14 protein-coding genes are annotated in these 14,209 nt (G+C 67.1%); 8 read left to right on the forward strand and 6 right to left on the reverse strand.

The genetic code is table 11. From position 1 onward, the window contains the following. Positions 1 to 24: 24 nt before the first annotated feature. Together serC and SMAL_RS12935 are read right to left on the reverse strand one after the other, a co-directional pair. Positions 25 to 1,110: a 3-phosphoserine/phosphohydroxythreonine transaminase gene (serC, locus tag SMAL_RS12930; RefSeq protein WP_012511516.1), complete on the reverse strand. Its 1,086-nt coding sequence runs from the start codon at positions 1,108 to 1,110 to the stop codon at positions 25 to 27. Positions 1,111 to 1,290: 180 nt separating this feature from the next. Continuing rightward, positions 1,291 to 2,097: an FHA domain-containing protein gene (locus tag SMAL_RS12935; RefSeq protein ID WP_012511517.1), complete on the reverse strand. Its 807-nt coding sequence runs from the start codon at positions 2,095 to 2,097 to the stop codon at positions 1,291 to 1,293. A 125-nt stretch (positions 2,098 to 2,222) separates the two neighbouring features. On the opposite strand from SMAL_RS12935, the gene SMAL_RS12940 reads away from it, so the two are divergent. From SMAL_RS12940 to SMAL_RS12950, 3 genes are all read left to right on the forward strand, one after another. Continuing rightward, positions 2,223 to 2,498, forward strand: a complete 276-nt coding sequence (locus SMAL_RS12940; RefSeq protein ID WP_006376114.1) for a polyhydroxyalkanoic acid system family protein — start codon at positions 2,223 to 2,225, stop codon at positions 2,496 to 2,498. Between the two features lie 80 nt (positions 2,499 to 2,578). Beyond that, complete coding sequence (locus SMAL_RS12945) at positions 2,579 to 3,070, forward strand: phasin family protein (protein ID WP_006376116.1); 492 nt, start codon at positions 2,579 to 2,581, stop codon at positions 3,068 to 3,070. Between the two features lie 236 nt (positions 3,071 to 3,306). Continuing rightward, positions 3,307 to 4,317: a restriction endonuclease gene (locus tag SMAL_RS12950; protein ID WP_012511518.1), complete on the forward strand. Its 1,011-nt coding sequence runs from the start codon at positions 3,307 to 3,309 to the stop codon at positions 4,315 to 4,317. A 120-nt stretch (positions 4,318 to 4,437) separates the two neighbouring features. Here SMAL_RS12950 and SMAL_RS12955 read toward each other — a convergent pair whose 3' ends face one another. The 4 genes from SMAL_RS12955 to SMAL_RS12965 all read right to left on the reverse strand — a co-directional run bounded on the left by SMAL_RS12955 (position 4,438) and on the right by SMAL_RS12965 (position 7,222). Next, the gene (locus tag SMAL_RS12955; protein WP_232273989.1) at positions 4,438 to 4,815 is read right to left on the reverse strand and encodes a type II toxin-antitoxin system HicB family antitoxin; all 378 of its coding nucleotides are present in this window, start codon (positions 4,813 to 4,815) and stop codon (positions 4,438 to 4,440) included. A 23-nt stretch (positions 4,816 to 4,838) separates the two neighbouring features. Continuing rightward, complete coding sequence (locus tag SMAL_RS20870) at positions 4,839 to 5,021, reverse strand: type II toxin-antitoxin system HicA family toxin (RefSeq protein ID WP_012511520.1); 183 nt, start codon at positions 5,019 to 5,021, stop codon at positions 4,839 to 4,841. A 73-nt stretch (positions 5,022 to 5,094) separates the two neighbouring features. Next, positions 5,095 to 5,823 (reverse strand): histidine utilization transcriptional repressor HutC, encoded by a 729-nt coding sequence (gene hutC, locus SMAL_RS12960; protein WP_012511521.1) that lies wholly within the window; start codon positions 5,821 to 5,823, stop codon positions 5,095 to 5,097. Positions 5,824 to 5,851: 28 nt separating this feature from the next. Further along, positions 5,852 to 7,222 carry a formimidoylglutamate deiminase gene (locus SMAL_RS12965; RefSeq protein ID WP_006376125.1) on the reverse strand — a complete coding sequence of 457 codons (1,371 nt, stop codon included), beginning with the start codon at positions 7,220 to 7,222 and terminating at the stop codon, positions 5,852 to 5,854. A gap of 67 nt (positions 7,223 to 7,289) precedes the next feature. Here SMAL_RS12965 and hutI point away from each other — a divergent pair, with 67 nt between their 5' ends. The 5 genes from hutI to SMAL_RS12990 all read left to right on the forward strand — a co-directional run bounded on the left by hutI (position 7,290) and on the right by SMAL_RS12990 (position 14,191). Continuing rightward, positions 7,290 to 8,513 (forward strand): imidazolonepropionase, encoded by a 1,224-nt coding sequence (gene hutI / locus SMAL_RS12970; RefSeq protein ID WP_012511522.1) that lies wholly within the window; start codon positions 7,290 to 7,292, stop codon positions 8,511 to 8,513. Further along, entirely contained in the window at positions 8,510 to 10,051 is a 1,542-nt protein-coding gene (gene hutH, locus SMAL_RS12975; RefSeq protein WP_006376129.1) for a histidine ammonia-lyase, read from the forward strand. The genes hutI and hutH overlap by 4 nt, the downstream gene beginning before the upstream one ends. After that, a complete protein-coding gene (gene hutG, locus SMAL_RS12980) occupies positions 10,048 to 10,902 on the forward strand; it encodes an N-formylglutamate deformylase (RefSeq protein ID WP_012511523.1) in 855 nt (284 codons plus the stop codon). The genes hutH and hutG overlap by 4 nt, the downstream gene beginning before the upstream one ends. Next, entirely contained in the window at positions 10,899 to 12,566 is a 1,668-nt protein-coding gene (gene hutU / locus SMAL_RS12985) for a urocanate hydratase (protein ID WP_012511524.1), read from the forward strand. Before hutG ends, hutU begins: the two co-directional genes overlap by 4 nt. Before the next feature lie 188 nt (positions 12,567 to 12,754). After that, positions 12,755 to 14,191: a serine hydrolase domain-containing protein gene (locus SMAL_RS12990; protein WP_012511525.1), complete on the forward strand. Its 1,437-nt coding sequence runs from the start codon at positions 12,755 to 12,757 to the stop codon at positions 14,189 to 14,191. Positions 14,192 to 14,209 lie beyond the last annotated feature (18 nt).

The following is a 14,209-nucleotide window of genomic DNA, read 5'->3' on the forward strand; positions in this document are numbered from 1 at the left end:
CCAACGGTGCGCGCCGTTCATTGCTCAGCCGTGACGCTGCTGGAAATCGGCCATGAAGGCGACCAGCGCCTCGGCCCCGGCCAGCGGCATGGCGTTGTACAGCGAGGCGCGGATGCCGCCGACCACCTTGTGCCCCTTCAGCGCCAGCAGGCCAGCGGCCTTGGCTTCGGCGACGAAGCGTGCATCGAGCTCGGCATCAGGCAGGAAGAATGGGATGTTCATCCGCGAACGTGCCGCATGCGCGACCTCGTTGCGGTAGAAGCCACCGGAACCGTCGATGGCGCCGTACACCAGCGCAGCCTTGGCGGCATTGCGCTTGGCGAACTCGGCCACGCCGCCTTCGGCCAGCATCCACTTGAACACCAGGCCGGCCAGATACCAGTTCCAGGTGGGCGGGGTGTTGAGCATCGAATCGCGGGCAACGTGCGAGCGGTAATCGAAGATGTCCGCACGCGGCTGGCCGCTGCGCTCGAGCAGGTCGAGGCGGATGATCATCACCGCGATGCCGACCGGGCCGAGGTTCTTCTGCGCGCCGGCGTAGATCACGCCATAGCGGCGTACGTCCAGCGGTTCGCTGGCGATGGACGAACTGAAGTCGGCGATCAGCGGGACGTTTCCGGTATCGGGCACATCACGGAACTCGACACCGTGGATGGTCTCGTTGGCGGTGAGGTGCACGTAGGCGGCATCGGGCGACAGCTGCCAATCGGCACGCGCCGGCAGCTCGCGGTAGCCGTTGGCCTCGCTGCTGGCGGCGATGTTGACGTCGACGTAGACGCCTGCCTGCTTGACCGCGGTCTTGCCCCAGTGGCCACTGACCACGTAATCGGCACGCTGGCCCGGGGCGGCGAAGTTCAGCGGGATCAGCGCCTGCTGGGTGGTGGCGCCACCTGACAGGAACAGCACCGCATAGTCTTCGGGGATGTCGAGCAGGCGCCGCAGGTCGGCCTCGGCTTCGGCAGCCACGGACATGAATTCCGCGCCGCGATGGCTCATTTCGACGATGGAGGCACCGCTACCGTGCCAGTCCAGCATTTCCGCCTGCGCCTGGCGCAGGACCGATTCCGGCAAGGTTGCAGGGCCGGCACTGAAGTTGAACGCGCGCGTCATGTCACACCTGTGGGGCAAGACCCCTAGTATGCCGCAGTGCACCAGCCTTGCGGCCTTGTGCGGCAAGGGAAATTTGGTTTCATTGGAATCCATTGGCGACGCGACCGGGTAGTGCCGGCCGCTGGCCGGCAACCCCAGGGATACGGGGCGGCGGCTGCCGGCCAGCGGCCGGCACTACCGTCACCGCGCGCCGAACCAGAGCAGCAGGCTGAGCACCGCCGCCAGCAGCAGCGCACTCACCAGCAGCCACGGCCAGCGCCGGACCTTGCGCGGCGCGGCCGGCAGCACCGGTGCCTGCTCGGTGTCCTGGCTGGATTCGTCTTCGTCCGGCAGCGGGCGCCGCCGCGGGTCGTGCGGCACTTCCAGCACGAAGCGGTGCTGGCCATCGAACACTACCTGGTCACCGGCCTGCAGCCAGCAGTGGCGCACGGCCACGCCGTTCACCCGGGTGCCATCGGCACTGCCCAGGTCACGCAGCAGCACGCGCTCGCCATGCACTTCCACGCGGGCGTGCTGTTCGGCAAAGGCCGGTTCATTGATCTCGATGTCGGCGTCACTGCCGCGCCCGACCAGACGGGTTCGCGACAGCGTGAAGCTGCGGCCATGGTGCAGGCCGCCGACGCCGCGCAGCAGGCGCTGCTGCTCGTTGTTGCCATCATCGCTGCTGGGCGCGGGCGCCTGCAGCAGGCTCTCGACCTCACCCTGCAGGACCATCTCCACGCCATCCACGTACACCGCATCGCCTGCACGCAACAGGGCCATGCGCCGCACCGGGCGACCGTTCACATGGATGCCGCGGATGCCATTGCCGACCTGCAGCCAGAGACCGCGATCGTCCATGCAGAACTGGGCCAGCAGCAGGGCACCGTTGCCGGCATCGCCCAGCCGCACGCTGCCGTTTGCCTGGCGCACGATGCGTTGCACCCCGGGCCGCAGCGGCTGGTCGGGCTGTTGTTGTTGGCTGAAGTGAACAAGCAGGTTCTGCACGCGGCGCAGCCTAGCAGGTTGGTCGCCCACGAAGAAGAACCCACGATGAGCGCTTGGCGCGAAGGCCCTCGATGCGCACAATGCTCGCCCTCATTGATCATCCCCGCTTTGCGCCAGGAGCCTGCATGTCCAACATCGATGTCCGCCACGCCCACGCCCTGCCCGACGCACAGGCGCGCGCTGCGATCGAACAGGTTGCCGCCAAACTGTCCGAGCGCTTCGGCCTGAAGTCGTCCTGGTCCGCCGACGTACTGAACTTTTCCGGCAGCGGTGTGGACGGCGCGATCGAACTGCAGCCGGGCGCCGTGCGCGTGACCGCCAAGCTGGGCTTCCTGCTGTCGGCGATGAAAGGCATGGTCGAAGGCGAGATCCAGCGCGTGCTGAAGGAAAAGCTGGGCTGAACCCCGGCGGTGACCGTCACGACCGTGCAACGCCATCACGCGCTACTCTCGGGTCAGGCCCAACTCCCACGGGAAGTGCGATGAACCGCTACGAAAATGACGACCGCCGCGACGACGACGCCTCTTTCGGTGACCAGGCTGAGCGCTTCTCGCGCAGGCTGAGCGACTCGGCACAACAGGTATGGCTGGCCGGCCTGGGTGCCCTGGGCCGCGCCCAGGCCGAAGGCGGCCGATTCTTCGATGGCCTGGTCAAGGAAGGCGAAGCCTGGGAGGCCCGCCGCCGTGAACGCAATGGTGAACAGCCCCCCGGTTGGCGTGACAACGTTGAATCGTCGCTGGACGAGGCCCGCGAAAAGGCCTCCGGCACCTGGACCAAGGTCGAGAAGGCCTTCGATGACCAGGTACAGGGCGTGCTCAAGCGCCTGCATGTCCCCACCGCCGATGAAGTGACCGCGCTGGAGGCCCGCATCGACGCGTTGCAGGCACGCTTGGCCAAGCTGGAAAACCGCGCCGCCTCCGACATCGACGCACCGGCACCGGGCAGCCATCAATCCCCTGGCAGCGTGCCCTGACGGCAATTGTTGCAATGCAATAAAATTTGATCGACAATCGCGAGCAACCCGCCAATCGCTTCGGCTGCCGTTTGTTCCCTCCCCTCACGGCTTCAGGATTGGCGGGTTTTTCGTGCCTGCTCTACACCGATCTGCGCGTTCCATCACGCTTCCTGTCAGGATCCTCCTGACCCAGCGGCACGGTGCGACCTTTACACTGTCGTTCTCCGCATTCGCCCCTTCCGCGCACCTCCTGCATGCTCCCTTGGATCCTGGCCCTGCTGTCGGCCCTGCTTACCTGTTCCCTGGCCGTTGTCTATCTGTGGTGGATCAAGCGGCGGCAAAAGGAGATGCAACTGGGCCTGCAGGCCCTGGCCGGCATGCATTGGCGCGAGTTCTCCGTACTGGTCAAGCGGATGCTGCGCGAGCAGCGCGGCCTGCGCGAGCTGAACGACCCCACCGAGGAGTCACGCGAACCCAGCAGTGATTTCCTGCTGAGCGACGGCCCCAACAGTTGGCTGGTCTCGTGCAAGCATGGCTTGGCCTATCGCATCGGCACCGCCGCAGTGAACGAACTGGGTGCGGCCGCGCGCCTGGCCGGCGCCCGCGGCGGCGTGCTGCTGACTGAAGGCCGGATGGAACGCGACGGCCGCAGCGCCGCCGAAAAGCAGGCGGTCGAAGTGCTGGATGGCCCACGCCTGTGGCCGCTGCTGCAGCCCTATCTGCCGGTTGATATCGAAGCCCGTGTGCGTGCCAGTGCCCGTCATGAGGCTCTGCGTCGCATTGCCATTGCCGCATTGGGTTCGGTGACGCTCGGCCTGCTGGTGGGACTGAGCCTGCAGGGCCTGCATGTGCAGGAAACCACGGCCGCTGCGCAGGTTCCCGCGGTGCCAGCACCGGTTGCGTCTGCACCAATGATTGAACCAGCCCCCGAACCGGCCGCGAACGCCGCGCCGCCAGCGGGTGCCTCCTCGCCGGCGGCACCCGCAGCCGACGCTCGCAGCAACCCCAACCCGGACGCGGCCACACTGGATCGTTTCCAGGTTGAGTTGGCCCGAGCCCTCGCCGGCAAGCCCGGTATCGCCAGCGGTGTCTGGCTGACCCGGCAGACCCTGGCGATCAACCGCACCGGCGAGCTGGAAGCGGTGTGGCCGCGGGTCTGCGAGGAAGTGCTGCACTACCCGGCCCTGCGCAACGTGCGCATCCAGCTCAACGCCCGCCCCGGCGTGGATGAGCCGGTGCGCTGGCGTCAATGCGCCACGTATTGATTGGGGTGTCCGTAGATCAACGCCATGCATGGATGCCCTTGTAGCGTCGAGCCATGCTCCACTCATCGCGCATCGCGCAAAAAGCAGCCGAGCATGGGCTCGGCTCTACATGGCGCCTGCTCAGCCCAATGCTGCGAGATGGGCGATGTAACTGGAGCGCGATTCACCTGCCGCTCTGGCCTGCGCATCCAGCCTCGCCAGGATCCGGCGTGGCAGGCTGATATTTACCCGCTCGATGGTGTCGTCCAGCAGGGCCGGATCAATGCAGATGTACGCAAGAATCCAACGGATGTCCTTGGATGCCTCGGCGGCGATTTTCTGTGGCGCGGAAGGTGTCGGAATCGAGCGCCCGTCATCCAGGGCCGCATCAATCCAGGCGAGCGCAGCCTCCTCGGCAGCGCTGAGCGCATCCTCAAGCGTGTCGGCCGCCGAGAAACACCCAGGCAGATCCGGAACGACTACACCCCACGCGGTGCGCTCATCGCCTGCCTCGATCAAGACTGGATATCGCATGGGCCCTCCTACGTCAGTCCCGCGAGCTTCCGCAACGCCTGCACCAGCCCTTTCCCCAGATCCTTCCTTGGGTGAGGCACGGTGATGATGTGGGGGTGCTGCGGGTGCACGAATACATGATGGGATCCGCGAATCCGACGACAGCTCCAACCCGCTGCCTCCAGATCCCGGATGAGGTCCCTGCTCTTCATGAGGGGACGATACACATCGTACACACGTCCCGACAGAGTTCAAGGCGACAGCGTGTCCCGAGCGGGGCCGACCCTACCTTGCCCCAGGCGCGAAGCGCGCCACCAGGTCCCAGGCATCCCCCAGGAACACCTGGCGCACGCGGGTAATGGGCTGCTCACCGCGCCAGGTCAGGCGCTCGATCACCAGACAGGCGGTGCCGGGCTTCACATCGAGCAGCTTGGCAGTGGCAGTATCCGCGCCCCAGGCGCTGATGCGGTGCTGGGCGCGGGTCCACGACACGTTCTGCAGCAGCCAGCTGCCCGGTGCGGTGGTGTTGAAATCGACGTCCAGCACCTCGGGCACGCCCACCGGGCTGATCAGGCGATGTTCCAGTGCCAGCGGGCGGCCGTCGGCCAGATGCAGGCAGCGCATCGCCAGCAGCTGTTCGCTGCCGGCCAGCTCCACTTCGCCAACATTGCCGGCATCGGCCAGGCGCAGCTCGCGCTGCAGCAGGTGGTAGCCGTACTGGTGGCCACGCGAACCGACTTCCATCGCGATATCCGGAATCTCAAGCGCCACCTGCTCCAGGTGCGGCGGCTGCCGCGCCACGAACGAACCGGCGCGGCGGCGGCGCTCGATCATGCCGCTCTCGGCCAGCGCGGTCAGCACCTTGTTCACCGTCATCCGCGAGCAGCCGTACTGCTCCATCAGCTCGTGCTCGTACGGAATACGAAAGCCCGGCGCCCACTCTCCGCTGAGGATGCGGCTTTCCAGATCGCTGCGGATACGCTGGTTGAGCGTGGCGGACTTGCTGGCCTTCACGTAATGGGATCTCGGTGGCGGGAGGCGATCAGCCCAGCACGCCACGCAGGGCGGCAGCGAAGGCGGTGGTGATCGCCTCGCGCTGCAGGTGGCGGCCCTCGGCCACGCATTGGCGGCCATGACGCCAGACCGATCGCAGCGCGCCATTACGTGCGGCGAACACCCAGCTGTCAAGCCATGCGTCATCCTGTCGCGCCTGCAGCGCGGGGTGTGCGGCATCCAGTTCGACCAGATCGGCGCTGGCGCCAACCTGCAGCCCGGCGGCCACGCCCAACGCCTGTGCACCGCCCTGCAATGCACCTTCGAACAGGAAGCGGCCGCTGCTGCGGGTGGCATCCGGCGCCAGTACGTTGCGCCCGCGCAGGGTCAGGCGCTGACCGTACTCAAGCAGGCGCAGTTCTTCAGCCGCGTCGATCAGCACATTGGAATCGGAACCGACACCGAACCGACCGCCCTCCCGCGCGAACGCCTGCATCGGGAACAGGCCGTCGCCCAGGTTGGCCTCGGTGATCGGGCACAGGCCGGCCACGGCCTGGCTGGCCACAATGGACGCGCGCTCGTCATCGGTGATGTGGGTGGCATGCACCAGGCACCAGCGCGCATCCACCGGCGCATGGTCGTACAGCCACTGCACCGGGCGCTGGCCGCTCCAGGCCAGGCAGGCCTCGACTTCACGTACCTGCTCGGCGATATGGATGTGCACCGGGCCGTCAGTCAGCGGCAGCAGGGCGCTCAGCTCCTCCCCCGTGACCGCACGCAGGCTGTGCGGCGCGATACCGAGCACGGCGTCGGGCAGCGCGGTCAGTGCCGGCTTCGCGGCATCCAGCAGCTGCGCGAAGCCGTCCACGTCGTGGATCAGGCGGCGCTGCGCCGGATTCGGGGCCGCACCGCCGAAATCGGCATGCGCATAGAACACCGGCAACAGGGTCAGGCCGATGCCGGTCTGATCAGCCGCCGCCGCGATCCGCGCACTCATCTCGGCGCGGTTGGCATAGGGATGGCCATCGGCGTCGTGGTGCAGGTAGTGGAACTCGCCGACGCGGGTAAAGCCGCTTTCCAGCATTTCCATGTAGGCCTGGGCGGCGATGGCCTGCACCGCGTCCGGGCGCAGGTGGGCCAGGAAGCGGTACATCAGCTCGCGCCAGCTCCAGAAACTGTCACCGTCGCCGCCGCCGATCTCGGTCAGCCCGGCCATGCCGCGCTGGAAGGCGTGGCTGTGCAGGTTGGGCAGGCCCGGCACCAGAATGCCGACGCGGTTGTCGCCGTGCTGGGCGCCCTGCCCCGTGTGGATCGCCGTGATGCGACCGTCCCGCACCTGCAGGCGGACATCGCGGGCCCAGCCGTCGGCCAGCAGGGCGTGGGCGGCATGGAAACTGTGCGGGGAACGCGAATCGGACATGGCTGGACAACCCGAAATGGACACCTATATTGTATAGACATATAAGCACAGCCGCGTTGTGGATGCCATGCACGTCGATACCCTCTGGTCCAACGTTCACCTGATCACCCTCGATGGCGAGGGGCTGGGTGTCATCCGCGATGGCGTACTGGCCTGCGCCGACGGCCGCATCGTCCATGTCGGCCCGGCCGGCAGCGATGCCAACCTGCGGCCGACTACCCGCATCGATGGCGAAGGCCGCTGGATGTCGCCCGGCCTGATCGACTGCCATACCCACCTGGTCTACGCCGGCAACCGCGCCAACGAATTCGAGCAGCGCCTGCAGGGCATCAGCTATGCCGAGATCGCCCGTGCCGGCGGCGGCATCGTCTCCACCGTGCGCGCCACCCGCGCCGCCACGCCGGAACAGCTGGCCAGCGAAAGCCGGCCGCGCCTGCTGGCGATGCGCGCCGAGGGCGTGACCACCCTCGAGATCAAGTCCGGCTACGGCCTGACCCTGCCCGACGAGCGCAAGCAACTGCAGGTGGCGCGTGCGCTGGGCGAGGGATGCAGGGTCAACGTGGTGACCACCTTCCTCGGCGCACATGCGATTCCGCCCGGCCGCGAAGCACAGGAGTACACCGACGAAGTGTGCAATGTGATGATTCCGGCCATCGCTGCCGAAGGCCTGGCCGAAGCGGTGGATGTGTTCTGCGAGAACATCGCGTTCTCACCCGCGCAGGCACGGCAGGTTTTCGAAGCCGCGCGCGCGCACGGACTGGCGATCAAGATCCACGCCGAGCAGCTGAGCAACCAGCATGGCGCCGAACTGGCCGCCAGCTTCGGTGCACTCTCGGCCGACCATATCGAACATCTGGACGACGCCGGCATCGCCGCGATGGCCGCGGCCGGCACTGTCGCCGTGCTGCTGCCGGGCGCCTTCTATTTCACCCGCGATACCACCCTGCCGCCGATTGCCGCGCTGCGCGCGGCCGGCGTGCCACTGGCGCTGGCCACCGACAGCAACCCCGGCACATCACCACTGACCAGCCCGCTGCTGGCCATGAACATGGGCGCGACCCTGTTCCGCCTGACCGTGGACGAGTGCATCGCCGGCTTCACCCGTGAAGCAGCGCGCGCACTGGGCCGTGGCGATCGCATCGGTCGCCTCGCCATCGGCATGGACTGCGACCTGGCGATCTGGGACATCGACGCCCCCGCCGACCTGGTCTATCGCATTGGATTCAACCCGCTGCACGCGCGCGTGGTGCGCGGACAGCCCGACCTGCCTGCCTCCTGGAGCAACACATGAGCAACACCCTGGTTCTTCGCCCCGGCCATGTCACCCTCGCCCAGTGGCGGCAGGCCTATCGCGGTGCACCGCTTGCACTGGACCCGGCCGCGCTGCCGGCCGTGCGTGCCAGTGCCGCGACCGTGGCCGCCATCGTCGCCAAGGGCGCACCGGTGTATGGCATCAACACCGGCTTCGGCAAGCTGGCCAGCGTGCGCATCGAGCGCGAAGACCTGGCCACCCTGCAGCGGAACATCGTGCTCTCGCACGCTGCCGGTGTTGGCGAGCCGATGCCCGCCAGCGTGGTGCGCCTGATGATGGCGCTGAAGCTGGTCAGCCTGGCGCAGGGTGCTTCGGGCATCCGCGAGGAAACCCTGCTGCTGCTGGAAGCAATGCTGGTCAAGGGCGTGCTGCCGGTGGTGCCCGCACAGGGCTCGGTGGGTGCCTCGGGTGACCTGGCGCCGCTCTCGCACCTGGCCAGCGTGATGCTGGGCGTGGGCGAAGCCTTCATCGGAGACGAACGCCTGCCGGCGATCGATGCACTGTCACGTGCTGGCCTGCAGCCCATCGAGCTGGGTGCGAAGGAAGGCCTGGCGCTGCTCAACGGCACCCAGTTCTCCACCGCCTATGCGCTGGCCGGTCTGTTCGAGATCGAGACCGTGTTCCAGGCCGCACTGGTCACCGGTGCGCTGTCGGTGGAAGCCGCGAAGGGCTCGGATACGCCGTTCGATCCGCGCATCCATGCCCTGCGTGGGCAGCGCGGTCAGATCGCAACCGCTGCCACCCTGCGCAGCTTGATGCAGGACTCGGGCATCCGCGAATCGCACCGCGACAACGACGTGCGCGTGCAGGATCCGTACTGCCTGCGCTGCCAGCCGCAGGTGATGGGCGCGGCGCTGGACATCCTGCGCCAGGCCGCGACCACGCTGGAAATCGAAGCCAACGGCGTCTCCGACAATCCGCTGGTATTCACCGAGACCGGCGAAGCACTGTCCGGGGGCAACTTCCACGCCGAACCGGTGGCCTTCGCCGCCGACATGCTGGCGATGGCGGTGTGCGAGATCGGTTCGATCAGCGAGCGCCGCCTGGCGATGCTGGTGGACCCGGCGCTGTCCGGCCTGCCTGCGTTCCTGACCCCGCGCCCAGGCCTGAATTCCGGCTTCATGATCCCGCAGGTGACGGCGGCCGCGCTGGTCTCGGAAAACAAGCAGCGCGCCTACCCGGCCAGCGTTGATTCGATCCCGACCTCGGCCAACCAGGAAGACCATGTGTCGATGGCCGCGCATGGCGCACGCCGCCTGATGCAGATGGCCGAGAACGCCGCCAACGTGATCGGCATCGAGCTGCTGGCCGCCGCGCAGGGCTGCGACTTCCACGCGCCGCTGCGCTCCAGTGCCGCGCTGGAATCCGTGCGCGCCACCCTGCGTGCGCAGGTGCCGACGCTGGAAGAAGACCGCTACTTCCACCCGGACATGGTGACCGCCACGAACCTGGTGCGCAGCGGCGCGCTGGCACAGGGCTTGGCGGAGCTGCTGCCGACCGTGGAACCGCAGGCATGAGTGCCCATCCCGAATGGCTGACGGTGCACGAAGGCGATGCCCCGCTGATCGTCAGCTTCCCGCATACCGGCAGCGAGCTGCCGCACGACCTGATCGGCGACTTCCACTCGCCGTGGCTGGCCCGCCGCGACGCAGACTGGTGGGTGCACGAACTGTACGACTTCGTGCGCGGCATGGGCGCAACCACGGTGCGCTCGGCGATCTCACGTTCGGTGATCGACCTCAACCGCGATCCCAGCGGCGTGTCGCTGTACCCGGGCCAGAACACCACCGGCCTGTGCCCGCTCACCACCTTCGACAACCAGCCGCTGTATCACGCCGGCCGCGAGCCGGACGAAGCAGAAATTACTCGCCGTCGTGATACCTATTTCCTGCCCTACCACGATGCATTGGCCACGCAGATTACGCGCCTGCGTGCACGCCACGGCACCGTGGTGGTGTACGACGCGCACTCGATCCGCTCGCATATCCCGCACCTGTTCGAGGGTGAGCTGCCGCAGTTCAATCTCGGCACCGCCGGTCCCTCCGGTGCTCCGGACACCTCCTGCGACAACGCGCTGAGCGATGTGGTGGAGAACCTGCTGAAGATCAGCGGCATGAGCCAGGTGCGCAACGGCCGCTTCAAGGGCGGTTGGATCACCCGCCACTACAGCAACGTCGCCGGCGGCGTGCACAGCCTGCAGATGGAGCTGGCCTGCCGCGGCTACATGCACGAACCCCTGCCGGACCAGGTGGACGAACACAGCTGGCCCACCCCGCTCGACCCCGACCACGCCGCACCGCTGCGCCACACCCTGGCGCAGGTGCTCAACGCCTGCCTTGAATTCGCTACGAACCGGAGCGCCGCATGACCCGCAACGACCCGTCCCGCACCATCGCCGCGCCGACCGGCACCACGCTGAACGCCAAGAGCTGGCAGACCGAAGCGCCGCTGCGCATGCTGATGAACAACCTGCACCCGGACGTGGCCGAGCGCCCGCAGGAACTGGTGGTGTACGGCGGCATCGGCCGCGCCGCGCGCGACTGGGAGAGCTTCGATGCCATCGTTGAGACGCTCAAGCGTCTGGACGACGACCAGACCCTGCTGGTGCAGTCGGGCAAGCCGGTGGGCGTGTTCCGCACCCACGCCGATGCGCCGCGCGTGCTCATCGCCAATTCCAACCTGGTGCCGCGCTGGGCCAACTGGGACCACTTCAACGAACTGGATAAGAAGGGCCTGGCCATGTACGGCCAGATGACCGCCGGCAGCTGGATCTACATCGGCGCGCAGGGCATTGTGCAGGGCACCTACGAGACCTTCGTGGAGATGGGCCGCCAGCACTTCGGTGGCGACCTGACCGGCAAGTGGCTGTTCACCGGTGGCCTCGGTGGCATGGGTGGCGCACAGCCGCTGGCTGCCGTGATGGCCGGCGCCTCCTGCCTGGCCGTCGAATGCCGCAAGAGCAGCATCGACATGCGACTGCGCACCGGCTACCTCGACACCTGGACCGACAATCTGGACGAAGCGCTGCGCCTGATCGACGAATCGTGCAAGGCCGGTACGCCGAAGTCGGTGGGCCTGCTCGGCAACGTCGCCGATGTACTGGCTGAACTGCTCAAGCGCGGCGTGAAGCCGGACCTGCTGACCGACCAGACCTCCGCGCACGACCCGGTGAACGGCTACCTGCCGCAGGGCTGGACGGTCGAGCAGTGGGACGACAAGCGCGTGTCCGCACCGAAGGAAGTGGAGAAGGCCGCGCGCGCGTCGATGGCCAACCACATCCGCGCCATGCTCGGCTTCCACGCGCTGGGCGTGCCGACCGTGGACTACGGCAACAACCTGCGGCAGATGGCACTGGAAGAAGGCGTGGAGAACGCGTTCGACTTCCCCGGTTTCGTGCCGGCCTATATCCGTCCGCTGTTCTGCCGTGGTATCGGCCCGTTCCGCTGGGCCGCGCTGAGCGGCGACCCGGAAGACATCGCCAAGACCGACGCCAAGGTGAAGGAACTGATTCCAGACAACCCGCACCTGCACCGCTGGCTGGACATGGCCGCAGAGAAGATCAAGTTCCAGGGCCTGCCGGCGCGCATCTGCTGGGTCGGCCTGGGTGACCGTGATCGCCTCGGCCAGGCCTTCAACGAAATGGTGGCCAACGGCGAACTGAAGGCACCCGTGGTGATCGGCCGTGACCACCTGGACAGCGGCAGCGTGGCGTCGCCGAACCGCGAGACCGAGGCAATGGCCGACGGCTCCGATGCCGTGTCCGACTGGCCGCTACTGAACGCTCTGCTCAACACCGCCAGTGGCGCGACCTGGGTCTCGCTGCACCACGGTGGCGGCGTCGGCATGGGCTTCTCGCAGCACGCCGGCATGGTGATCGTCTGCGACGGCACCGAGGCGGCGGCGAAGCGGATTGGCCGAGTGCTGTGGAACGACCCGGCCACCGGCGTGATGCGCCATGCCGATGCGGGCTATGAGATCGCAATCGACTGCGCGAAGGAAAAGGGACTGGATCTGCCGGGAATTCTCGGCTGATCGCGGGGGTGCCGGCCAGCGGCCGGCACTACCGTAAGGCACCTGTAGAGCCGAGCCATGCTCGGCTTAATGCTTCCGGGTGCACGACACATGATCCGAATGCAGCCGAGCATGGGCTCGGCTCTACATGCTTGACCCCAACTCGCGCCGTGACCAACATGCGCCATCACCGCTGATGGAACACCGCGATGTACCGCACCCTTGCTGCCGCATTGCTCTGTTCCCTGGCCATCGCCCTACCCGCCTCGGCGCGTGACGTCCCTATCGGCCTCTCTTCCCGGCTCGACACCCAGCTGCAGGCCAACCGCGAACGCTACGGCATCGCCGGCCAGGCGGTGCTGGTCGCGCACAATGGCCAGGTGCTGTACCAGGGCGCCAGCGGCGAGCGCGATCCGGCCACCCATGCACCGGCCACCGTGAATTCCATCTTCGCCGCGCAATCGATGGCCAAGCTGCTGACCAGCACGCTGGTGATGCAACTGGTGGACCAGGGCAAGGTGGATCTTGACGCACCGGCCAACCGTTATGTTCCGGACCTTCCGGCTCCTTGGCAGGCAATCCACGTACGCGATTTCCTCAACCACAGCTCGGGTATCGGCGAGTACTACGACCGGGTGGACAACCGCTGGGTGAGCAAGGGCTACCCCGGTGTGGCGCCCGACCTTGCAGCTGCGCTGAAGGTGGCTGCGGCGGCGCCGATGCAGTTCGCCACCGGCAGCCGCGTGCAGTACACGCAGGCCAACTACCTGGTGCTGACCGCCTTGCTGGAAGCGCATTACCGCAAGCCCTACCCGGCCATTGCGCGCGAACGCATCCTGCAACCACTGAAGATGACCAGTACCTCATGGGGCGTCACCAGCGTGCCAGCCACGCGCGCGGCGGTGCCTTACATCGGCAAGGACGGCCAACTGCAGCCGGCCAATGAAGTTCCCTGGCCGGACTACGGTTGGGGCCACGCCGACCTGCAGACCACCGTGGGCGACATGAATCGATTCCTGCAGGCGCTGGCGACCGGCAAGCTGCTGCGCACGGCGACCCTGGAAAAACTCTGGCAGCCGCAGAAACTGAGCGGTGGCGGCAGCAATTTCTTCTCCACCGGTTGGGACACAACCCGCAGCGACGGCTACACCCAGGTCGGCCACGATGGCGGTACCCGTGTACGTGCGCGGCTGGCCTACAAGGGCTCGCTGGCCAGCGGTTACTGGGTGTTCGTGTACCTGACCAACGGCAGCGCACGCAATGTCTGGTCGAGCACGCTGGTGGAGAGCACGATGGCGGTCGCCGCACCGGAGGAGTTTCCGCATGCGGTGTTGTCCGAGCGGCTGATCGCGTATGCGCTGGATGACAGTGCCGATGCGACACTGGTGATGCGTAACTGGCTGCACGGCAACAATGGGATTCCCGCCGGCGAGCTGGAACGTACGATCAACGCCAGTGGCTATGCCATCCGCGAGAGTCTGGGTGCCGGCAAGGCGCTGAAGGTGTTCACGCTCAACACCGAGCTGTATCCGGATTCGGCCAACGCGTGGGACAGCTTGGCCGAATGCCATGCGGCACTGGGCGAGAAGGAAACGGCCGATCGGCTGTATGCGAAGGCCAAGGCGCTGGCCAAGCCCTCGCGGTAACCTTCTGTAGAGCCGAGC

It is taken from the genome of Stenotrophomonas maltophilia R551-3, assembly GCF_000020665.1.
In the GTDB taxonomy this organism is placed as follows: Bacteria; Pseudomonadota; Gammaproteobacteria; order Xanthomonadales; family Xanthomonadaceae; genus Stenotrophomonas; species Stenotrophomonas maltophilia_L.